11 protein-coding genes and 1 other annotated feature are annotated in these 22,756 nt (G+C 45.5%); of the genes, 5 read left to right on the top strand and 6 right to left on the bottom strand.

Annotated elements, in window-relative coordinates; genetic code table 11:
* Positions 1 to 17: 17 nt before the first annotated feature.
* Complete coding sequence (gene thrA, locus ACED42_RS09050; protein ID WP_371702234.1) at positions 18 to 2,477, bottom strand: bifunctional aspartate kinase/homoserine dehydrogenase I; 2,460 nt, start codon at positions 2,475 to 2,477, stop codon at positions 18 to 20.
* A 29-nt stretch (positions 2,478 to 2,506) separates the two neighbouring features.
* Positions 2,507 to 2,627: a sequence feature (Thr leader region), on the bottom strand.
* Positions 2,628 to 2,944: 317 nt separating this feature from the next.
* Between thrA and ACED42_RS09045 the strand changes: the two genes are divergently transcribed.
* Positions 2,945 to 3,421 (top strand): ribonuclease regulator, encoded by a 477-nt coding sequence (locus ACED42_RS09045; RefSeq protein WP_371702232.1) that lies wholly within the window; start codon positions 2,945 to 2,947, stop codon positions 3,419 to 3,421.
* A 29-nt stretch (positions 3,422 to 3,450) separates the two neighbouring features.
* Here the strand turns inward: ACED42_RS09045 and ACED42_RS09040 are convergent, their stop codons facing one another.
* The gene (locus ACED42_RS09040; protein ID WP_017098326.1) at positions 3,451 to 3,936 is read right to left on the bottom strand and encodes a putative 4-hydroxy-4-methyl-2-oxoglutarate aldolase; all 486 of its coding nucleotides are present in this window, start codon (positions 3,934 to 3,936) and stop codon (positions 3,451 to 3,453) included.
* A 576-nt stretch (positions 3,937 to 4,512) separates the two neighbouring features.
* Between ACED42_RS09040 and arcA the strand changes: the two genes are divergently transcribed.
* Positions 4,513 to 5,229, top strand: coding sequence for a two-component system response regulator ArcA (gene arcA, locus ACED42_RS09035; RefSeq protein ID WP_004741534.1), 717 nt, complete (start codon positions 4,513 to 4,515; stop codon positions 5,227 to 5,229).
* Between the two features lie 201 nt (positions 5,230 to 5,430).
* On the opposite strand, the gene ACED42_RS09030 is transcribed toward arcA, so the two are convergent.
* The 4 genes from ACED42_RS09030 to ACED42_RS09015 all read right to left on the bottom strand — a co-directional run bounded on the left by ACED42_RS09030 (position 5,431) and on the right by ACED42_RS09015 (position 11,297).
* Positions 5,431 to 5,874: a hypothetical protein gene (locus tag ACED42_RS09030; RefSeq protein ID WP_371702239.1), complete on the bottom strand. Its 444-nt coding sequence runs from the start codon at positions 5,872 to 5,874 to the stop codon at positions 5,431 to 5,433.
* 7 nt (positions 5,875 to 5,881) lie between these two features.
* Positions 5,882 to 8,269, bottom strand: a complete 2,388-nt coding sequence (gene arcB / locus ACED42_RS09025) for an aerobic respiration two-component sensor histidine kinase ArcB (RefSeq protein ID WP_371702230.1) — start codon at positions 8,267 to 8,269, stop codon at positions 5,882 to 5,884.
* Between the two features lie 230 nt (positions 8,270 to 8,499).
* Entirely contained in the window at positions 8,500 to 10,251 is a 1,752-nt protein-coding gene (locus tag ACED42_RS09020) for a diguanylate cyclase domain-containing protein (RefSeq protein ID WP_371702228.1), read from the bottom strand.
* A 92-nt stretch (positions 10,252 to 10,343) separates the two neighbouring features.
* Positions 10,344 to 11,297, bottom strand: a complete 954-nt coding sequence (locus tag ACED42_RS09015; RefSeq protein WP_017100509.1) for a TIGR01212 family radical SAM protein — start codon at positions 11,295 to 11,297, stop codon at positions 10,344 to 10,346.
* 529 nt (positions 11,298 to 11,826) lie between these two features.
* Here ACED42_RS09015 and gltB (ACED42_RS09010) point away from each other — a divergent pair.
* From gltB (ACED42_RS09010) to gltB (ACED42_RS09000), 3 genes are all read left to right on the top strand, one after another.
* The gene (gene gltB / locus ACED42_RS09010) at positions 11,827 to 16,374 is read left to right on the top strand and encodes a glutamate synthase large subunit (protein ID WP_017098323.1); all 4,548 of its coding nucleotides are present in this window, start codon (positions 11,827 to 11,829) and stop codon (positions 16,372 to 16,374) included.
* Positions 16,374 to 17,843 (top strand): glutamate synthase subunit beta, encoded by a 1,470-nt coding sequence (locus ACED42_RS09005; RefSeq protein ID WP_017098322.1) that lies wholly within the window; start codon positions 16,374 to 16,376, stop codon positions 17,841 to 17,843. Before gltB (ACED42_RS09010) ends, ACED42_RS09005 begins: the two co-directional genes overlap by 1 nt.
* Positions 17,844 to 18,289: 446 nt before the next feature.
* The gene (gltB, locus tag ACED42_RS09000; RefSeq protein WP_371702226.1) at positions 18,290 to 22,753 is read left to right on the top strand and encodes a glutamate synthase large subunit; all 4,464 of its coding nucleotides are present in this window, start codon (positions 18,290 to 18,292) and stop codon (positions 22,751 to 22,753) included.
* Positions 22,754 to 22,756 lie beyond the last annotated feature (3 nt).

Below are 22,756 nucleotides of genomic sequence, written 5' to 3'. Positions count from 1 at the left end.
ATCACTTGAACTCATTCCTAAACTCCTAATTTCCAACCAAGAGTACGCATCACATCAGAGAATACGCCTGCTGCTGTAACTTCAGTACCTGCACCGTAGCCACGCAGAACGAGTGGGATTGGCTGGTAGTAACGGCTGTAGAATGCCAGAGCGTTCTCGCCATCTTTAATCTTAAACATTGGGTCATCGCCATCAACAGCTGCGATACGAACCTTACATTTACCTTCAGCGATCTCACCCACATAACGAAGTACTTTGCCTTCTTCTGCTGCGATGGCTGACTGCTCTTTGAAGTATGCATCCGCTTCTGGCAAGCGAGCCATGAACTCGTCAACTGTACCTGAGTCATCAAAACCCGGTGGCAATGCTTGGTCAACTTCAACATCTTCAAGCTCAAGTGCCATACCCGCTTCACGAGCAAGAATAAGCAGCTTACGCGCAACGTCCATACCAGACAGATCATCACGAGGATCCGGCTCAGTGAAGCCGTTATCTTTAGCAATGTTGGTTGCTTGGCTGAGTGTCATACCCTCATCAAGCTTGCCGAAAATGTAAGACATTGAACCAGAAAGAATGCCGTTGAACTTCTCAAGCTCATCACCCGCAGAAATTAGATTCTGTAGGTTTTCGATTACCGGTAGACCTGCGCCTACTGTTGTCTCGTACATCAACTTACGACGAGAGTTACGCGCCACTTCACGAAGCTGATGGTAGTAAGCCATGCTTGCTGTGTTGGCTTTTTTGTTTGGTGTTACAACGTGGAAACCAGCCGCTAGGAAATCAGCGTATTGCCCGGCAATACCTTCGCTAGACGTACAATCAACCAACACAGGGTTGATGATGTGGTTACGTTGAACAAGTGCCGCTAAACGCGCTAGGCTGAATTCTTCAGTCGCACTCGACATACGGTCACGCCACTGCTCTAGCGGTAGACCATCGCTGTCTAGCAGCAAGCCTTTGCTGTTTGCTAAACCACATACGCGAATCACGATGCCTTTTTCAGCCAGTTTGCCTTGTTGACGTTGGATTTGGTCAACAAGCTCACCACCAACACCGCCAACACCGACAACGAAGACGTCTAGGAAGTGCTTAGAGTTAAATAGGTTCTCGTGACACGCTTTGATTGCTTCCGAGATTTTATCTTCAGGGATAACCGCAGAGATAGCGCGCTCTGAAGAGCCTTGAGCAATAGCAACGATGTTAACGTTCACTTCAGCTAAAGAAGAGAAGAACTGAGAAGCAACACCACGTGATGTACGCATACCGTCACCCACCAACGTCACAATCGCAACATCATCCATGAACTCAACGGGCTCTAATAGGCCATCTTTAAGTTCGAGTTCAAACGCATCTGATAACACTTGCTTCGCTTTCACTTTGTCAGCAGATTCAATACAGAAGCTGATGCTGTATTCTGAAGAAGATTGAGTAATAAGGACAATAGAAACGCCTGCAGAAGACATCGCGCCGAATACACGACTCGCCATGCCTACCATGCCCTTCATACCTGGGCCTGATACGTTAACCATCGTTAGGTCACTTAGCGTAGTGATACCTTTGATCGCTAGGTTATCTTCGCCAGTGTCTTGGCCAATCAAAGTGCCTGCACCCTGTGGGTTGAAGCTGTTTTTGATCAGACATGGAATATGGAATTGTGCGATAGGTGCGATTGTTTTCGGGTGTAGAACTGAAGCACCGAAGTAAGAAAGCTCCATCGCCTCTTGGTAGCTAAGTGATTTAAGAAGACGGGCATCATCCACTAAGCGTGGGTCACAGTTATAAACGCCATCGACGTCAGTCCAAATCTCACAGCAATCAGCACGTAGACATGCCGCTAGAACTGCAGCTGAGTAGTCAGAGCCGTTACGGCCAAGCGTTACTAACTCGCCTTTATCATTACCAGCAGTAAAGCCCGGCATGATATTTACGTGACCTTTAGGAAGCGGTGATTGGCGGAAGTTCTGAGTTGAAATGTCCACATCCACCATAGCTTCAAGATGATCACCTTGAGCATAGAGGTATTCCACAGGGTCAATCAGGCTTGCTGGTTGGCCTTTCGCTTCCAGCACCGCTTTCATTAGCTGGATTGAAACTCGCTCACCTTTACTAATGATACGAGCATTTACGTGATTCGGGCACATGCCCAGTAGGTTAATACCATTCACGAACTGCTTAAGTTGAGCAAGAGAGGTATCGACTTGCTCTTGAAACGCAGAGCCATCTACTGACGGCAATACCGCTTGAATCTCTGCAAACAGTGCAGAAAATGATGATTCGATCTCTGAAATCTGTGTGTCAGCTTCACCGTTTTTCAGTGCAGCTTCAATAACAGCGACCAACTTATTGGTTGTTTTTCCTGGAGCCGATAGTACAACGGCTAGCTCTTCTTGCTGGGCATTATTAGCGATGATATCAGCCGCTCGTAAAAAACGATCTGCATCAGCTAATGATGAACCTCCAAACTTTAAAACGCGCATCCCTTTCTCCATAAGTCATAAAAATGGTACAAAAAAAGGCCTGTATCTTGTTGGATACAGGCCTTTTTTTTTTAAAATCCGTTACTTAGCAGCCTGCCCCAACAATGTGAATGTCGGTAATAATAATGGTGGTGGTCATTACTAGGTGGCTTACATGCTGCATATCAAATTCTCTGCTTGTGCTTTACTCTACGTGTATCAATTTTTACTACTATGCGTCAATGAAAAGTTGCTTTTTTTTTACATTCACACCGTTTTTCAGAGCAAACCTTCATTTAAGAGATAAAACACCCTGCATCAACCTGCCATTCAGAGACTGGATTAACTCATCAAACAAATAGAAGTAATCAGTTGCATATATAGTCATAACAAAATGCTCTATCGATAGTACAGCGAACATACAAGTCCTGTGCTTTAATTGAACAATAACGTTCGAAAAACAATAATAATGACATCAGGAGTGGGAAATGAAGAGATTACTTATTCTTTTAGTCTTTGCTATGCCTGTTGTTTGTTCAGCTAACAGTTTACCGCTACTGAGCAGCTTGCCTTTGCTCCCAAGTCAAATCGATAGCTCTGCCCATAAGTTTTTTATCTCCACGCAAAGTACATCGAGTGAAAGCTTTGATACTTGGACAGTAGACAGTGGTTATTCTTATAGCTTGTTTTCTGATGTGGATCTTTATGTCGGTACACGAATCAACACTGCTGCACTGAAATATGAGAGTGGATTCTTGAGTGGTGTTAGTTATCAGTTTTCCGAAAGAGTCTCTTTCAACAGCTCTCTACACACCTATAACAATGAAACAGAAGACAGTGATAAATCGGTAGCCGCAGAGCTTTCCAGCCGCGTGCAGCTAACCGACAATCTAGATATGCATGCCACCCTTGATTATGAAGAGTGGCAACAAGGTGTTGAGGTAGGATTAGGGTTTCGCTTCTAATCTATCCCACTTCTTTATTGATGAGCCCGTTAAGATTCAATCAACAATTCCGTTGAAATTAACACACCATTCCAATCGGCATAAATGTAATCACCGGGCTGAATCAGTTGATTGTGTATAGAGAGCGTCACATTCACTTGCCCAACACCGTGCTTCTCGGTTTTAAATGGAGAAGCTCCGAGAGCTTGAATACCAAGATCCATCTGCGCCATCATCGCAACATCACGCACCGCACCATTCACAATGACGCCTTCCCAACCATTTTCGATGGCTAGAATAGCCAATTGGTCGCCAAGTAACGCTTTTTGACACGAGCCATTACCGTCTACAACGAGTACTTTGCCGCAGCCATCGGTCTCTAAAACCTCACGAACCTTGGAATTATCGTGATAACAACGAACTGTTACAATTTTCCCCCAGAACGCACCACGCTGGCCGAAGTTCTGTAATGGCATATTCAGTAGCGTGACTTTGCTTTCAAACTCATCACATAAGTCAGGTGTTATATCGTGCATATATCCTCCGTGAGTAAGGCAAACCTATTAAGTCAGGTGAGCCTCTATGCTTTTATATATTATTAAAATTAATCCTTTGTTTTCATTGCTCTATGCCCAATTTAATACGAAATAAAAGTTGATTGAGCATATTTATCTACTAGACTCTAAGGATAGCTTTCAGCTTCCTTGGTTCATAGTCCGGTCTTTAGCAAGCAAGATGTGCGAAACATCTCGAATAATCATTCTTATTTTGGTGCTAAATAGTCACCATAACATTGGTTAAGTTGTAGCCATACTATTAAAGTTTGTTGCGATACGGCAATTGATGTAAATCAACAAAGTGAATGGAATTAACATTCTCGCGTTGTTAGCATGCTGTTAACATTATAGAATCCTCTTAAATCACTAAAAGAATGATTGAAAGGCGTACTGGATCTACGTTATTGGGCAATACTTCAAGGAAGGCAGATAGCTGGAAGTAAGTGTTTTTTTGAAAACTTTAAGTTATCATCAAAAATACATTACCTGTATGTTATGTTTTGCCTAGAATTTATTCTATTAGCACAGTTTCGTCACAAATTTAGGTACCGCCAAATGCAAACCCCGCAGATTCTTATCGTTGAAGATGAGCAAGTAACTCGTAACACTCTAAAGAGTATTTTTGAAGCAGAGGGATATGCTGTTTTTGAGGCTAGCGACGGTGAAGAGATGCACCAAGTGCTATCTGATAACCAAGTTAACCTTGTAATTATGGACATCAACCTTCCAGGTAAGAATGGCCTACTACTTGCGCGTGAACTGCGTGAGCAAGCAAATGTAGCGCTTATGTTCTTAACTGGTCGTGATAATGAAGTTGATAAGATCCTTGGCCTAGAAATCGGCGCTGATGACTACATCACTAAGCCTTTCAACCCTCGTGAGCTGACTATCCGTGCACGTAACCTTCTTAACCGTTCAATGAGCACAAGCTCTGTTCAAGAAGAAAAGCGTAGCGTTGAAAAGTACGAGTTCAATGGTTGGGTACTAGATATCAACAGTCGTTCTCTGGTTAGCCCAGATGGCGAAGGCTACAAGCTACCTCGTTCAGAGTTCCGTGCTCTACTTCACTTCTGTGAGAACCCAGGTAAGATCCAAACACGTGCAGACCTTCTTAAGAAGATGACTGGCCGTGAGCTTAAGCCACACGATCGTACTGTAGACGTAACAATCCGTCGTATTCGTAAGCACTTTGAATCTGTTTCTGGTACACCAGAAATCATCGCGACGATTCACGGTGAAGGCTACCGCTTTTGTGGTGACCTAGAAGACTAATTCGATTCGCGCTTCTGGCCGTTTAGTTCTTGCCGTCGATTAGCACTTCTAACCGATAGCACTTCTAACCGATAGCACTCTAACCAGTTAGTACTTATAAACAGTTAGTACTTCTAGCAATCGAAGCGTGATCAATCGTTATTAAAAAGGGAGAATGCCAACGCATTCTCCCTTTTTTATTGTTAATTGTTCGCTAAGGTTTTAGTAAACCGTATCTACCTTAACGTCTTTCTCGACTAACCACTTCACGGTTTCGCCATCTTTGAGTTCAATCGCAACATCAACAGGCTTATCACTGTCGATCTCTAACTGCCATACAAAAGCGACTTCCCACTGGGTTTCACTATGTGTTCTTAAATCTAGATCGTCAGCAGTTACCAACAAGGTATCTGCACCCTGTTTAACCGTCACACTCTCAACCGCAAGTGTTGCTGGTAATTGTGAGTCAGACTCTAGGTAGATAGCACCATGCAAAGTCTTATCTTGAGCCTCCCCAATCGTAGGCATTTTGTTGTGCCACAGGTTGCTTTTCATTGTGACTGTCGCTGCAGATACTTCGACTTGATTATCTTGCTGCCATTCTACTTGTGGCGCAGAACAACCCGCTAATGCTACTACACATACGGCAAATGCTAATTTTTTCATCATTCTTCTACCTTTGATTTAACCAACTCTTTAAGACTTCAATATCATTTTGGTATTCGTTATTTATTTCATCAACCCAATCTGAAATGTTCTCCCACCACGCAGGCATATCTGGAGATTGAGCTTTCTGAGCAACTTGCTGTATGCGTTTCAGGCCAATGGAACCTGCTGCACCTTTAATCTTGTGTGCCTCAGAAACGATACTGTCTTGATCTTTCGCAACCATATTGGAATTCAATATTTCCATATATTCCGGCATCATATCTTCAAACATCACGATGCTATCCAAAACAGGTTTCGACCCGACAATGTCAACATAAGACTCTAGCATATCAATATCAAGCAAAGTGGTATCAATCGTTGAAAGAGCCGGCTTACTCGCTGTTACTTTCTCAATGCCGGTTACTTTTTCAACATCCTTTGCAGTATCAATACCCTTAGCTTTCTCAATAACCTCTGGCGCATCCTCGATAAGATCGCTGATGACATCCTGGATTGCACGAACCGACAGTGGTTTACTGATCGCTTCGTCCATACCTTTCTGGAAGTACTCTTGCTTGTTGTTTAATACGTTCGCGGTTAATGCCACCAAAGGCGGCAGCTTGCTGTATTTCTCGCGGTAGTATTGGGCAATGTCGAAACCAGTCATATCTGGTAACTGGATATCCAGTAATACCAAGTCATAATCTTTCGGGTTGAAAACGATTTGTGCCTCTTTACCCGTCATTACCACTGTCACTTCATGCCCTAGGCTTTCAAGTAAAGAACGAGCTACTGTGATATTGAGCTCAATGTCTTCGACCATGAAAATCTTAAGGTTGGACTGCTTTCTTGGCGTTTTGATCAGAGCCTGAGTATCGTGATTAACTGGAACTCGAATCGAAACCGTAAAGGTACTACCAAAACCCTCTTCACTAGTGACTTCAATGTGACCATCCATCATATTGATCAGCTGTTGAGATACAGCAAGACCAATTCCGGTACCGACAGCGTGTAAATTGTCTGTTCCCGACTTTACCTGATAGTACATCGCGAAGATCTTCTCGATTTCGCTTTCAGGGATACCAATCCCGGTATCTTCTACTTCCATCGTGATGTTGGCAAAGTCGCCATCAATTTCAGCGCTGACCGTCATCACGACACCACCATCTTTGGTGAACTTCATCGCGTTGCTTACAAGGTTCCACAATACCTGTCTAAGACGAGTACCATCCACCTCAACTGCAGATGGGAGATCGGACAATCTTTCTAGATCAAACCTCAACCCTTTCTGCTCTGCCATTAACGCAGAAATGCTTTCGATCTCAACAACGAAATCTTCAAAATTGATAGGGGTTGGGAATAGCTCAAGCTTACGGCGGTCGAACTTATCCATGTCGATAATATCGTTAAAGATATTACCCAGTGTCACCGCACTCACCTTGATGGTTTGCATCTGCTTACGCTGCTCGGTCGTCAGCTGGCTATCCAATAACATGCGGCTCAAGCCGATGATGCCATTGAGCGGTGTTCTTAGCTCGTGGCTAATGGTTGAGATAAAGGTGGTCTTATCGCGACTGGCTTTCTCTAGTGATTCTTGGTGCTCTTTACGCTCGGTAATATCACGACCAAAACCAACCAAGCCAAGGTGGCGACCATCTTTACTGTAGAAAGGCACCTTACGCAGCTCGAAGTAACTCTTACGTCCATCGGGGTATTCAAGCCATTGGTCATAGGTCAAAGCTTGGTTGTCAGCAAAGACTTTCTTATCGGTTTCAACAACTTGCTGGGCTACCTCTTTGCTGTAGACATCCCAAGGCGTCAAACCAACTAGCTCTTTTTCTGTTTTGCCCGTGAGTTCTTCAACCGCTCGGTTGCAACCTGAAAACACACCATCTTCATTGCGATAATAAATGAGGTCAGGCGAGGCATCGATAAACGAACGCAACAGCGCCGTACGTTCTGCTAATTCAAGCTGAGTTCGCTCACGCTGAAACACTTCGTTCTCAAGATCATGCATTGCTTCTGCACGCGCTTCTTCGGCTTTTTCACGATCTTCAATTTCTTGGTTGAGCTTTTCGATATTGAGTTGCAGTTTATTGTTGAGTTCTTGATCTCGCTCTCGCATGTCACCCAGCTTAGAGACCAATTTAGCCAACCTTTGGCGAGACTCTTCCAGTTGATCGACCACGACTGAGAGAAAATAGACCGCCCAAGGTGTGATCACTAAACCGAAGAAAACCGAACGGACAATGTCGATATCATCAACATTACCTTTGAGTGCGAGGGTGATACCGACTTGTACAACAACAGCAAGGGCAACAAGCGCTAGGGCGAGTAAGATAGAAAAGCGGACAATCCCCAATTTTACGAGCAGATCCACGTAATACTGGGCAAGATTTTTCATGGGTTTCATTTAGCGCTCCACGCGATAAGACTAGCAACATTCTACCTTGTTTGAAGAAAGTAGGTAAGCTAGCTACATCACACGCAGCAAGAGATTAGCGGTAATATCGAAGGTTAATCAACCAATATTAATACTAACCAAGCAATATCAATACTAGCCAAGCCACATAAATATTAGCCAAGTAATATAAATGCTAAACAAGAAAAAGACGGAGTCACTAAGTTACCCATTCTATAAAGTTAGTGAATAGAGTATGGATGCACTATCGAACGATTTCGACCATCAGATTTCGCTTGATACAACGCACTGTCAGCCAAGGCAACAGCAGACTCCATTTCGTCATCAGGTGTTGGTATATAAGAGACAATACCAATACTCACCGTGATGGAGTCTGACACTGTCGACTTCTCATGAACTAATCCTAGTTTTTGCACTTCATCATGAATTCGACGAGCTACCATAAGCGCACCTTCTGTGGTTGTGTTTGGGAGAATAAAGCCAAACTCTTCACCACCGTATCGAGCCACGCAATCCGAAGAGCGATTCAACACCTGCTTAAAGGCTTGTGAAACCTGAATCAAAGCATCGTCACCTTGTTGGTGTCCATAGAAATCGTTATAGCCTTTAAAGAAGTCGATGTCACACAGCATAATCGTCAACGGCAATTTCTCACGCACATGATGATGCCACAATGTAGACAGCTGCTCATCGAAGCGACGTCGATTGGATACCTGGGTTAAACTATCCATAAAACTGAGGCGCTCAAGCTCTAAATTGGCTTCTTCAAGTTTCTGCTCGGCGAGGTAACGTTCTGTGATATCACGAGCCATGATCAGTACACCATTGGTACTCGATGCAGGGTCTCTAAAAGGCGACTTCACTACATCATACCAAGTAAACTCTCCATCACTTGAAACCAGTTTGTCGATGTAACGCAACGAGTTACCTTGATGAAGCACTTGATGATCACTCTCTGATACGCGCATATAAATGCTATTTGGTACTACGTCTTGTAGACGTTTACCCACTAAATCACTGACTTCAGAAATACCCAACGCTGCCACAAATGGCTTATTACACGCCTGGTAAACCATATTTTCGTTGAAGATACCAATCGAGTCAGGGCTCGCTTCCAAGATGTTTTGTAAAATGGTGTCACGTTGTGCAAGTGCAACTTCAGTATCTTTACGCTTTTCCATTTCCCCACGCAGTTGTTGCTGCATGTCATGCCAATCCGTCACATCGTGACTTATCGAGAGCGTACCTATGGTTTCCCCACTTTGCGAGAGCAAAACACTTTGATAGGTTTCAAGGAGACACCCCTTACCATCTTGGTCTGTGGTCCATGAGCGCTCACTGACACGACCTTTTAAGGCACCACTAGACACACTTAAAGTGCCCTCTTCAGGGCGACCATGCCAAAACTTTTTAAACGCACGATTACTCGCGACCAATTCACCCTTTTGATCGATGACATAGACCAACTCAGATAAAGAATCCAAAGCGGTACGAGCAACATTGAGATCACGAACCTCTTGGGAAATCTCTTCGTTGGTACTTTTATAAGGGGAAGCATGTATCATCCAAGCCTTTCTACTTCTAAAGTGGATCTTACGACCCACCAAGTTGATCTTAAAAGACTCAAATTCAGAAAGAACCCAGGACGAGAGATACTCAAACGTTCGAGAGTTGATGTGATCAGTGAGGTAATGACGAAAACTATTCTCAGCTTCCACTGTTGGAAAACGAAAGTGAGTGCCGATTTGGCGGATACCAAGCAACTGCATGGCTTGGCGATTGGCGTACAAGATCTCGCCACTTCGGATGTCAACAAAATAAAGAGGTGAAGGCGTAGCGAGAAGAAGCTGTTCAATATATGACTGGTAACGTAAATAAATATGCCAGCAGATGAGACCTATCAGCAATAGAACAACGATATATATACCGTAGCCATACGCCCTATCCCATAACCAAGTCATTACCAGTTCCATCTGCTCTCAATCTATACTTATAAATTCTGTGAGGGAAATGTTACCACTATTTGTTGGTTTTATCTGCTGTTACCTACAGTCACCCATCCCTATCAATTGGTCGCGTTTAAAACAGGTTGCGTGTACTCGAATGCAAAGCCTGTTTTAATGCCTTGTGCGCCGGTTTTATCAAGCGAACGACCAATCTCAGTCATCGCCAACCAACGGTTCTCACACCATAAAGGGGAGAGTAGTGTCGGGCGTCTCGCCGCAGAAGATACACGATGATAAACCACGTCCGCTGGTGTGCGTTGAATGATCTCACTCGCGATATCAATGTACTCCTCAAGGCTTGGTGCTTCTAGCTTTCCTGCCTTCCAGGCTTTAGCCATGGTACTGCCTTCAACAATATGAAGCCCGTGAAGCTTGATACCATCAGTGCCAGCTGCTAATACCTTCTCTAGAGTTTCAAGGTTATCCGCTTTGGTTTCTTTGGGCAGGCCGACAATAAGGTGAGTACATACCTTGATTCCTAAAGCACGTGCGCGCTGGGTGATCGTTTCATACACAGTGAAATCGTGTCCGCGGTTAATTCGCTTGAGGGTTTTATCATTGGCTGTTTGCAGGCCGAGCTCTAGCCAAATTTCGTAACCTTGCTTAACGTACTCCGCGAGCAGATCGAGTACCGCATCCGGCACACAGTCTGGTCTCGTGCCAACACAAAGGCCAACAATCTCTGCTCCAGGTGCTTTTAGAGCCTCTTCATACATATTCTTGAGTACTTGCACCTCAGCGTAAGTACTGGTGTACGCCTGAAAATAAGCAAGATACTTCTTGGCACGAGCGATTTCACCCGCACGATCTGTTAATTGATCAGCAATACTTTGAACTTGAGTTTGTTCATCGGCAAAAGAAGCTACATTGCAGAAGGTACAACCGCCACGGCCAATTGTCCCGTCTCGGTTTGGGCAACTAAACCCACCGTGAAGTGTCAGCTTGTGAACCTTCTCGCCATAACGACGTTGGAGATCTTGGCCGATAGTATTAACTAACTCGTGTAATTGCATATTTTCAAAGCACTCAAGTAAATAAGAATGAATATCAGTCTTTTTTGAAAAAAAATTACATCCCTGCAAAATTCGACCAATTAGTTTACGCAAGGATTTTTGCGAGCAACCTATCAAATATCAATAAACATGCAAAAAATAAGCTCTATTTGCCTAATGTTGCACATTTGTTAGGCATTAAATTCAAAACAAAACGAAAAAAATGGTCTACATCGGTTAACTTTAATTGCAATTCGCCTAGACAAAATTGTAGGATACTTACACATATTGGCTATTTCTGAGTGTTTACTTACATCAAAAACTTGCCAATAAGTCGGTGATGTCCATACCCCACCTATATAAACCACTAGTTTGTGGTCAAAAACAAACGGATATCACTAAGGATTGTTTTTCTCGCAATACTTTTCCTGCGAGATACGGAAAGGATTCAAACCGCCAGCATAGGCAGGTTTAGACCCATAAATATAAAAGGACAAGGCTAACTTTATACAAAGAAGTTGCGCCTAGATTTAACTGGAAGGATGTATCTATGGTAGATCAAGAGCAGAACTCACAGGGTCTGTATACTCCTGAATTGGAGCATGACGCTTGTGGTATCGGTTTTGTTGCTCATCTTAAGAATCGCAAATCTCATGATGTAGTAACTCAAGCACTCGATATGCTTGCACGTATGGAACACCGTGGCGGCCAAGGCTGTGATCCGTGTTCTGGTGATGGTGCAGGTATCCTGCTACAGAAGCCACACGAATTCTTACTAGAAGAAGCCGTAAAGCTTGGAATTAAACTGCCATCTTTTGAAAAATATGGTGTTGGTGTTGTACTTTTCCCTAAGGATGAATACAAACGTGCACAGTGTCGTGACATTCTAGAACGCAATGCACAGCGCCTTGAGTTAGAAGTTATCGGTTACCGAGAACTTCCAACTGACAATTCAATGATTGGTGCTGACCCACTAAGCACTGAACCTCAATTTGAACACGTATTTATTTCTGGCGGCCCTGGTATCACACCAGAAGAGCTTGAGCGTAAACTGTATGTTCTACGTAACTACACGGTTCGTGTATGCCTAGAAAGCGTGTCAAACATCGGTGACGACTTCTACATCAACTCTATGTCTTACAAGACATTGGTGTACAAAGGTCAGCTAACAACAGAACAAGTTCCTCAGTACTTCCTAGACCTGCAAAACCCAACCATGGTGACAGCTCTAGCACTGGTACACTCTCGCTTCTCTACCAATACATTCCCTCGTTGGCGTCTGGCTCAGCCTTTCCGTTACATCGCGCATAATGGCGAAATCAATACGGTTCGCGGCAATCTAAACTGGATGAAAGCACGTGAAGCAATCCTAGAGTCGGATCTGTTTACACAAGCTGAAATCGACATGCTGCTTCCTATCTGTCAGGAAGGTAGCTCGGATTCATCAAACTTCGATATGGCGCTTGAGCTACTTGTTCTTTCAGGTCGTACTCTGCCACACGCATTAATGATGATGATCCCTGAAGCATGGCAAGAAAACAAAAACATGGATCCAACTCGTCGTGCGTTCTACCAGTACCACGCGAACGTAATGGAACCATGGGATGGCCCAGCTTCTGTCTGCTTCACTGATGGTGTTCAAGTTGGTGCAACACTTGACCGTAACGGTCTGCGTCCTTCTCGCTACACAGTAACGAAAGACGACTTCCTAGTGATGGCGTCTGAATCTGGTGTTGTTGAGATCGCTCCCGAAAATGTTGAATACCGTGGTCGTTTACAACCAGGTCGTATCTTCGTTGCTGACCTTGAGCAAGGCCGCATCATTTCTGACGAAGAAGTGAAAGACGGTATTGCTAAAGCACAACCCTACGAAAAATGGGTTGAAGAGAACCTTCTGAGCTTGAAAAAGCTACCTGATGCGAACAACGAATTTAACCAACCTTCTCCAGAAAAGTTGCTTCATAAACAACAATCGTTTGGTGTGAGCTCTGAAGAAGTAAACGAAATCATTCTACCTCTTGCGAAAACAGGCTACGAGCCACTTTCTGCAATGGGCGCTGACTGGCCGCTAGCGATTCTTTCTCATCAATCGCAGCACCTTTCAAACTACTTCAAGCAATTATTTGCACAAGTAACTAACCCGCCAATCGATCCGATTCGTGAGCGTATGGTTATGTCTCTGAACACTTACCTAGGTAAGGATCAGAACCTACTTGCTGAAACGCCTGAACACTGTCAAAAAGTAGAACTTGAGTCTCCAGTTCTGTCTAACTCTGAGTTAGAGAAGCTACGTGCAATCGATAACGAGCACCTTCAAGCGAAGACGCTGGATATCGTATTCCAAGCAAACGGAGACAACGGTAAGTTAGAGCGCGCACTTAAGCGTATCTGCCAATACGCAGAAGACGCCGTGATTGATGGCTACTCTATCATCCTACTGACAGACCGTGCGGTTAACTCTACCCACGCCGCTATTCCAGCAATGCTGGCAGTTGGCGCGGTTCACCACCATCTTATCCGTAAAGGTCTAAGAGCTAAGTGTGACATTGTTGTTGAAACGGGCGATGCTCGCGAGACACACCACTTTGCAACGCTTATCGGCTACGGTGCGAACGCAGTTAACCCATACCTAGTTATTGAAACGATTGTTGAACTGCAACGTACGAAGAAGCTCGATCCAAACGTACACCCGCGTGAGTTATTCGATAACTACCGTAAAGGTGTCAACGGCGGTCTACTGAAGATCTTCTCTAAGATGGGGATCTCTACGCTACAGTCTTACCACGGTGCACAAATCTTTGAAGCACTTGGTGTAAGCAAGTCAGTAGTTGAAAAATACTTCACTGGTACTGTTTCTCGTATCCAAGGTCTAACGATCGATGATATCGCACGAGAGGTGCTAGTTCGTCACCGTGTTGGTTACCCAGCTCGTGAAATCCCAGCTCAGATCCTTGATGTTGGCGGTGTTTACCAGTGGAAACAACGTGGTGAGAAGCACCTATTCAACCCTGAAACGATTTCTCTACTTCAAGAATCGACGCGTAATAAAGATTACGGTCAGTTCAAGAAGTACGCAAAAGCAGTCGATGACCAAGGCGACAACGCAGCAACGCTACGTAGTCAACTGGACTTCATCAAGAATCCTGCTGGCTCTATTCCTCTTGCAGAAGTAGAACCCATCGAGAACATCCTTAAGCGTTTCGCAACCGGCGCAATGAGCTTTGGTTCAATCTCACATGAGGCTCACTCAACACTGGCTGTTGCAATGAACCGCATTGGCGCGAAATCAAACTCAGGTGAAGGTGGTGAAGATCCAGCACGTTTCGAACGCAAAGAAAACGGTGACTGGGAACGTTCAGCAATCAAACAGGTGGCTTCTGGTCGCTTTGGTGTAACGTCTTACTACCTATCTAACGCTGATGAGCTTCAAATCAAGATGGCTCAAGGAGCGAAACCTGGCGAAGGTGGTCAACTACCTGGTGATAAGGTTGATGATTGGATCGGTGCAACACGTCACTCGACTCCGGGCGTAGGTCTTATCTCTCCACCGCCACACCACGATATCTACTCAATCGAAGATTTGGCTCAGCTGATCTACGATCTGAAAAACGCGAACCGTAACGGCCGTGTCAACGTGAAGCTAGTATCAGAAGCTGGCGTAGGTACGATTGCATCGGGTGTAGCAAAAGCGAAAGCTGACGTAGTACTTATCGCAGGTTTTGATGGTGGTACGGGTGCATCTCCGATGTCTTCTATCCGTCACACTGGTCTGCCTTGGGAACTGGGTCTAGCAGAAACGCACCAAACACTACTGAAAAACGGCCTACGTAACCGTATCGTTGTTCAGTCTGATGGTCAGATGAAAACACCACGTGACCTTGCAGTCGCAACGTTACTTGGCGCTGAAGAATGGGGCGTAGCAACAGCTGCTCTAGTTGTTGAAGGCTGTATCATGATGCGTAAGTGTCACAAGAATACATGTCCTGTTGGTATCGCAACACAAAACAAAACTCTTCGTGAGCGTTTCGACGGCCGCGTAGAAGACGTAGTAACGTTCTTCCAATACATGGCTGAAGGTCTACGTGAAGTAATGGCTGAACTGGGCTTCCGTTCTATCGACGAGATGGTTGGTCAATCGCACAAACTTAAAGTTCGTGATGACATCGGTCACTGGAAGTACAAGAACCTAGATCTAACACCAGTACTGCACATTGAGCAGGCTCGTGCAGAAGATGGTATCTACAACCAGACAACACAGAATCATAATCTTGAAGACGTTCTAGACCGTAAGTTGATTCAGGCTGCAATCCCAGCGCTTGAGAAAGGTGAAGCGGTTACCGCTCAGTTCCCTATCATCAACACGGACCGTTCAGCAGGCACGATGCTGTCGAACGAAATCTCGAAGGTTTACAAAGACCAAGGTTTACCACAGCCAATGAACGTTAAGTTCCACGGTAGTGCAGGTCAATCGTTCGGTGCGTTCCTTGCGAAAGGCGTTAAGTTCGAAGTAGAAGGCGACGCGAACGATTACTGGGGTAAAGGTCTGTCTGGCGGTACTTTGGTACTGTACCCAGATGCGAAATCTACTATCGTTGCTGAAGACAACATCGTTGTGGGTAACGTATGTTTCTACGGTGCAACCTCAGGTGAATCTTTCATTCGCGGTATGGCTGGCGAACGTTTCTGTGTTCGTAACTCTGGTGCGAAGGTTGTTGTTGAGGGTGTTGGTGACCACGGTTGTGAATACATGACAGGTGGCGCGGCAATTATCCTTGGCTCAACGGGTCGTAACTTTGCTGCAGGTATGAGTGGCGGTGTCGCTTATGTTTGGGATAAAGCAGGCGACTTCGAAACCAAGCTCAACGCAGAACTTGTAGACCTAGATCCAATTGAACAAGAAGATAAAGATCTTCTACTAGATATGCTAACGAAGCATGTTGAATTCACAGGAAGTGAAGTTGCTCAGTCTTTCCTAGACAACTTTGAAGTAAGTGTCGCATCACTAGTTAAAGTAATGCCACGCGACTACAAAGCAGTTCTTGAGAAGCGTAAAGCTGAAGCACAACAGGCACAAACGGAAGAAGTGGAGGCAGTATAATGGGTAAGCCTACTGGATTTTTAGAACACGGTCGTGAGCTTCCAAAAAAGCTCGACCCGTCAGTTCGAATTGAAGACAACAAAGAGTTCGTACTTAACGAAGAGTTTGGTGAAAAGATCAGTACTCAAGCATCTCGTTGTATGGACTGTGGCGTACCTTTCTGTCACAACGGCTGTCCGATTGGTAACATCATCCCAGAATTCAATGACGCGGTTTATCGTGACAGCTGGGAAGAGGCTTGGAACATTCTAAGCTCTACCAACAACTTCCCTGAGTTTACAGGTCGTGTTTGTCCTGCTCCTTGTGAAAGTGCCTGTGTTCTTGGCATCAACCAAGACCCAATCACTATCTGTAATATCGAGAAAACGATTGTAGAAACTGCGTACCGTGAAGGGTACGCAAAGCCTAAGACACCACGCTCTCGTACAGGTAAAACTGTCGCGGTTATCGGTTCAGGTCCTGCTGGCTTAGCCGCAGCTGAGCAGCTAAACAGCGCTGGTCACTCGGTAACGGTATTTGAACGTGACGAGAAAGTCGGTGGTCTACTTCGCTTCGGTATCCCAGATTTCAAACTGGGTATGGACGTGATTGATCGTAAGATCAACCTAATGGCTGAAGCTGGCGTTGAGTTTAAAGTGAACCAACACATCGGTGTTGATGTTAATGCTCAACAGCTACGCCAAGAATTTGATGTGGTATTGCTAACGGGTGGTTCTACGGTTCCACGTGACTTGCCAATCCCAGGTCGTGAGCTGAAAGGCGTTCACTTTGCCATGGAATTCCTTGGTCAAAACAACCGCCGTGCCAACGACCTAGATCTTAAGACAGAAGAACTTCACGCTAAAGATAAGCACATTGTGGTTATCGGTGGTGGTGATACGGGGTCTGACTGTGTGGGCACATCAAACCGTCATAAAGCAGCAAGCATTACTCAGGTTGAGATCATGCCGATCCCACCAGAGAAACGCCCTGCAAATATGCCTTGGCCTCAATACCCAATGATCATGAAAACGACCACTTCTCACGAAGAGGGTTGTGAACGTCATTGGAACATCCTGACTAAAGAGTTCATCTCTGACGATAACGGTAATGTAACCGGACTTCGTATCGCTGACATCGTTTGGCAAGACGCAAAACCAGGCGAACGTCCAGGTTTTGATGAAGTAGCGAACTCTGAACGTGTTATCCCTTGTGACATGGCATTCCTTGCAATGGGCTTCTTACACCCAGAGCCAACAGGCGTGCTTGCTCAGCTAGACATTAAACTGGACGAGCGTGGTAACGTTGCTTCTGAAGGCTTTGCGACCAACCAGAAAGGCGTTTTCGCTGCTGGTGATATGCGTACTGGTCAATCTCTGGTTGTACGTTGTATTAATGAAGGTCGTGAATGTGCAATTGCCATTGATGACTTCTTAATGGGTAACTCAAACTTAGAAGCGAAAGCAGATTCACTCATGCTTTCCGCATAATATTTCTCGGGCTAGCGTCGATGACGTTAGCCTAGAGGAAAAGCAACACCCTTCCTAACTTTTATGTTTGGCTAGCACTCGATGCTAGCCTTTTTTCTATCTGGCCTTTAACTCTTTCTCAATCACTCCGGCTGTGCATGTTAAATCCCGTTAACATCTAGCTCTTATATCTCATTGATCTTCATCGACTATTTCAGATTATTACGTGGTTAATCGCGTTTACACATGATAATTAACCATGAACTTGACCTTAAACACAATTAGCTATACGTTGTAAAGCTGATGAAAATAAAACCAATCGGTTTTGTTAACACAACCAATAACGTTTTAGCTAGCTAAAAACAAACTATCAGTTTATATAAGAACAAGTTCATAAAAAATAACAAGTACATGAATAGTTAGTCATTTACTGTCTGGATGACAGCGAAGCAAAAGGGAGAATTGCAATGGCTCTATATGATCCTAGTCTTGAAAAAGACAACTGTGGATTTGGTTTAATAGCGCAAATGGAAGGCCAACCGAGTCATAAGTTGGTGCGAACTGCTATTTCAGCCCTCGATCGCATGACACACCGTGGTGGTATCGCCGCGGATGGTAAAACCGGAGATGGCTGTGGCTTATTGCTACAGAAGCCAGACTCTTATCTCAGAATTATTGCTGAAGAGAATAACTTCAAGCTCGGCAAGCAATACGCTGTCGGCATGATTTTCTTCAGCCAAGATCCAATCAAAGCGCAATCGGCGCAAGACATCGTCAATAAAGAACTCGCTCAAGAGACTTTAACCGTAGCGGGCTGGCGTGTCGTGCCGACCAACACCGACGTATTAGGCCCAATCGCCAAAGATTCTGTTCCCAATATTCAACAAGTGTTTATCTCGGCCCCAGCAGGTTGGCGTGAGCGCGATATTGAACGACGCCTTTATATCGCTCGTCGTCGAATTGAAAAGCAGATCACCGAAGACAAAGATTTTTATATTTGTAGCCTGTCGACTCAAGTCATGGTCTACAAAGGCTTGTGTATGCCCGCCGATCTTCCGCGATTTTACCTCGATCTTGCAGACTTACGTATGGAATCTGCAATATGTCTGTTCCACCAGCGTTTCTCAACTAATACTCAGCCGCGTTGGCCACTGGCTCAACCATTCCGCTATTTGGCACACAATGGTGAGATCAATACCATTGAAGGCAACCGTCAATGGGCTAAAGCTCGCGCCTATAAATTCTCTTCACCGCTGCTGCCCGATTTACAAACTGCCGCACCTTTTGTGAATGAGACAGGATCAGACTCCTCAAGCCTAGACAACATGCTCGATCTATTCCTTGCCGGTGGTATGGATGTATTCCGAGCGATGCGTATGCTTGTACCGCCCGCTTGGCAAAACCACCCAGACATGGATCCAGAACTTCGTGCCTTTTACGATTTCAACTCCAAGCACATGGAACCGTGGGATGGCCCTGCGGGTATCGTACTGTCTGACGGCCGTTATGCTGCATGTAACCTCGACAGAAACGGATTACGCCCTGCTCGCTATGTGATCACAAAAGACAACCTAATCACCTTGGCATCCGAAGTCGGTATCTGGAATTATGCGCCAGACGAAGTGGCAGAGAAAGGACGTGTTGGCCCTGGTGAATTACTCGTTATTGATACGCGTCGCGGTAAGCTATGGCAATCGAACGAGATCGACAATGATCTGAAAGGCCGTCACCCATATAAAGAGTGGATGGATAAGAACGTTCACAAATTAACACCGTTTTCCGCACTAGCAGATGACCAAGTCGGTAAGCGTAATTTTGATGATGACACCCTAAAAACCTATCAAAAACAGTTTGCAATGAGCAACGAAGAGTCAGACCAAGTACTGCGTGTACTTGGTGATATGGGACAAGAAGCGGTCGGTTCTATGGGCGACGATACGCCAATGGCAGTGCTGTCTTCTAAAGAGCGCCTAATCACCGACTATTTCCGTCAGAAGTTTGCTCAAGTCACCAACCCACCAATTGACCCTTTGCGTGAAAAACACGTTATGTCTCTGGCAACCAGTATCGGCCAAGAGATGAATGTGTTCTGTGAAACCGATGGGCATGCTTACCGTGTGACATTTGATTCACCCGTTCTGCTTTATTCTGATATGCAGCAACTTCTGCAATTAAATCAAAAGCATTATGGCCATACGATTCTTAGCATGCACTATGACCCAGCAGAAAAAGATCTCGAACAAGCCATCAACGACTTGTGTGATCGTGCGGTTCAAGATGTACGTGACGGAGCCGTTTTGGTTGTGCTTTCAGACAAAGGTTTAGAGAAAGGTAAGCTACCCGTTCCAGCAGCGATGGCTGTCGGTGCAGTACAAACTCGACTCGCAGACACCAACCTACGTTGTGATGCTAACATCGTGGTTGAAACAGCAACTGCACGCGACCCACATCAATTTGCCGTACTGCTTGGCTTCGGCGCAACCGCGGTTTACCCGTATCTCGCTTATGAAGCTCTGGGCAAAATGTTGGACGAGGGTTCATTAGATAAAGACTATCGCACTGCATTGCAAAATTACCAAAACGGCATCAACAAAGGTCTGTATAAGATCATGTCGAAGATGGGTATATCGACAATTGCTTCGTATCGCTGCTCGCAGTTATTTGAGGCGGTCGGCTTACATACCGATGTCGTTGATTTGTGTTTCCGTGGCGTAACGACTCGTATCCAAGGCGCTAGCTTTAGCGACTTCCAACAAGATATCTATAATCTATCTCGTAAAGCATGGACTAAGCGTAAACCACTGGAACATGGTGGCTTACTCAAATATGTACATGGCGGCGAATACCACGCGTACAACCCAGATGTAGTCAGTACCTTGCAAACCGCCGTAAAGACAGGTGAAACCTCAGATTATCAATCTTTTGCGAAGCAAGTTAATGCTCGTCCTGCTGCTATGCTACGCGACTTAATGAGCCTCAAAAAAGCCGATCAACCTCTGCCACTAGAACAAGTCGAGCCAAGTAGCGATCTCTTTAAACGCTTCGACTCGGCAGCCATGTCGATTGGTGCCTTGAGCCCAGAAGCGCACGAAGCACTGGCCATGGCGATGAACCGCTTGGGTGGTTACTCCAACTCTGGTGAAGGTGGTGAAGATCCACGACGCTTTGGTACTGATCGTAACTCCCGTATCAAGCAGATAGCTTCCGGTCGTTTTGGTGTGACGCCACATTACTTAACCAATGCGGATGTTTTACAAATCAAAGTCGCACAAGGTGCGAAGCCAGGAGAAGGCGGTCAGCTACCGGGCCATAAAGTCACGGCAGAAATCGCTAAGCTGAGATACTCAGTTCAAGGCGTGACTCTGATCTCTCCTCCTCCACATCACGATATTTATTCTATCGAGGATCTGGCGCAGCTGATTTTCGACCTTAAGCAAGTTAACCCTAAAGCCTTGGTTTCAGTAAAGTTAGTATCTGAACCGGGTGTAGGCACCATTGCTACGGGTGTAGCGAAAGCTTATGCCGACTTGATTACGATCTCCGGTTACGACGGTGGTACCGCGGCAAGCCCGCTGACTTCAGTGAAATACGCAGGTTGTCCTTGGGAGCTTGGCTTAGCCGAGACTCAACAAGCACTCGTTGCCAACGGACTTCGTCATAAGATCCGTCTGCAAGTCGATGGTGGTTTAAAAACCGGCCTCGACGTCATTAAAGGCGCGATTTTAGGTGCAGAGAGCTTTGGTTTTGGTACCGCACCAATGGTCGCCATGGGTTGTAAGTTCTTAAGAATTTGTCACCTAAACAACTGTGCGACGGGTGTGGCGACTCAAGATGAAACCCTACGTCGTGAATACTTCAAAGGCCTACCAGACATGGTGGTGAACTACTTTACCGGCCTAGCCGATGAAGTTCGCCAGTACCTTGCAGAACTTGGCGTAGAGAAACTTACTGATCTGATTGGTCGTACTGATTTGCTTGAAGCCGTTCAAGGCCTCACGGCGAAACAAAGCAAGCTCGATCTCTCTTCGATATTGGAAGCTCCGGTATCTGCTGAAGGTCATCCACTGTTTTGGACAGAGCCAAACGCACCCTTTGATAAGGCTCAGCTCAACCAACAGATCCTTGATGACGCAATCGATGCGATTGAGAAACGTCAATCCACCAGTCTTTACTACAACGTGATCAACACCGATCGCTCGATTGGCGCTCGTATCTCTGGCGAAATTGCCAAACGTTACGGTAACCAAGGTATGGCGGGTTCACCAATTAAGTTGTATCTCGATGGTACAGCAGGCCAATCCTTTGCGGTTTGGAACGCCGGCGGCGTTGAGCTGTATCTGACGGGTGATGCCAATGACTATGTCGGCAAAGGCATGGCGGGCGGTAAAGTAGTAATCAAGCCTCACCAAGGCACAGCGTTTACTTGTAACGAAGCGACCATCATCGGCAATACTTGTCTGTATGGTGCGACCGGAGGCAAGCTATTTGCCGCAGGTACTGCGGGCGAACGATTTGGCGTGCGTAACTCAGGTACCGTTGCTGTGATTGAAGGTGCGGGTGACAACGCCTGTGAATACATGACTGGCGGTATTGTTGCCATTCTTGGCGCAACCGGAGTGAACTTCGGCGCGGGTATGACGGGTGGTTTTGCTTATGTCATGGATAAGAATGAAGACTTCCAAGGCCGAGTGAACAACGAGTCGGTCGAGGCACTTTCTCTGTCTAATCTATTTATCCACCAAGAACATCTACGCGGCCTGATTGCAGAGCACTTAGAAGAGACTGGCTCAGTACACGCTGAAGCTATTCTGGCGAACTTTGATGAATGGATTCCGAAGTTCTACCTAGTGAAGCCAAAGACGGCGGATCTTAACACCTTGCTCGGTCACCAAAGCCGTAGCTCTGCTGAACTTCGTGTTCAAGCGCAATAATTG

The sequence above is a fragment of the Vibrio sp. FF145 genome, from assembly GCF_041439075.1.
In the GTDB taxonomy this organism is placed as follows: Bacteria; Pseudomonadota; Gammaproteobacteria; order Enterobacterales; family Vibrionaceae; genus Vibrio; species Vibrio tasmaniensis_A.
The sequence above is the reverse complement of the archived record's forward strand: the minus strand, read 5'-3'. Positions and strand labels throughout refer to the sequence as shown.

What these genes read in the sequence shown, in the direction of transcription:
- thrA (WP_371702234.1), bottom strand. Translation starts at nt 2,477, where the DNA reads ATGCGCGTTTTAAAGTTTGGAGGTTCATCATTAGCTGATGCAGATCGT.
- ACED42_RS09045 (WP_371702232.1), top strand. Translation starts at nt 2,945, where the DNA reads ATGAAGAGATTACTTATTCTTTTAGTCTTTGCTATGCCTGTTGTTTGT.
- ACED42_RS09040 (WP_017098326.1), bottom strand. Translation starts at nt 3,936, where the DNA reads ATGCACGATATAACACCTGACTTATGTGATGAGTTTGAAAGCAAAGTC.
- arcA (WP_004741534.1), top strand. Translation starts at nt 4,513, where the DNA reads ATGCAAACCCCGCAGATTCTTATCGTTGAAGATGAGCAAGTAACTCGT.
- ACED42_RS09030 (WP_371702239.1), bottom strand. Translation starts at nt 5,874, where the DNA reads ATGAAAAAATTAGCATTTGCCGTATGTGTAGTAGCATTAGCGGGTTGT.
- arcB (WP_371702230.1), bottom strand. Translation starts at nt 8,269, where the DNA reads ATGAAACCCATGAAAAATCTTGCCCAGTATTACGTGGATCTGCTCGTA.
- ACED42_RS09020 (WP_371702228.1), bottom strand. Translation starts at nt 10,251, where the DNA reads ATGGAACTGGTAATGACTTGGTTATGGGATAGGGCGTATGGCTACGGT.
- ACED42_RS09015 (WP_017100509.1), bottom strand. Translation starts at nt 11,297, where the DNA reads ATGCAATTACACGAGTTAGTTAATACTATCGGCCAAGATCTCCAACGT.
- gltB (WP_017098323.1), top strand. Translation starts at nt 11,827, where the DNA reads ATGGTAGATCAAGAGCAGAACTCACAGGGTCTGTATACTCCTGAATTG.
- ACED42_RS09005 (WP_017098322.1), top strand. Translation starts at nt 16,374, where the DNA reads ATGGGTAAGCCTACTGGATTTTTAGAACACGGTCGTGAGCTTCCAAAA.
- gltB (WP_371702226.1), top strand. Translation starts at nt 18,290, where the DNA reads ATGGCTCTATATGATCCTAGTCTTGAAAAAGACAACTGTGGATTTGGT.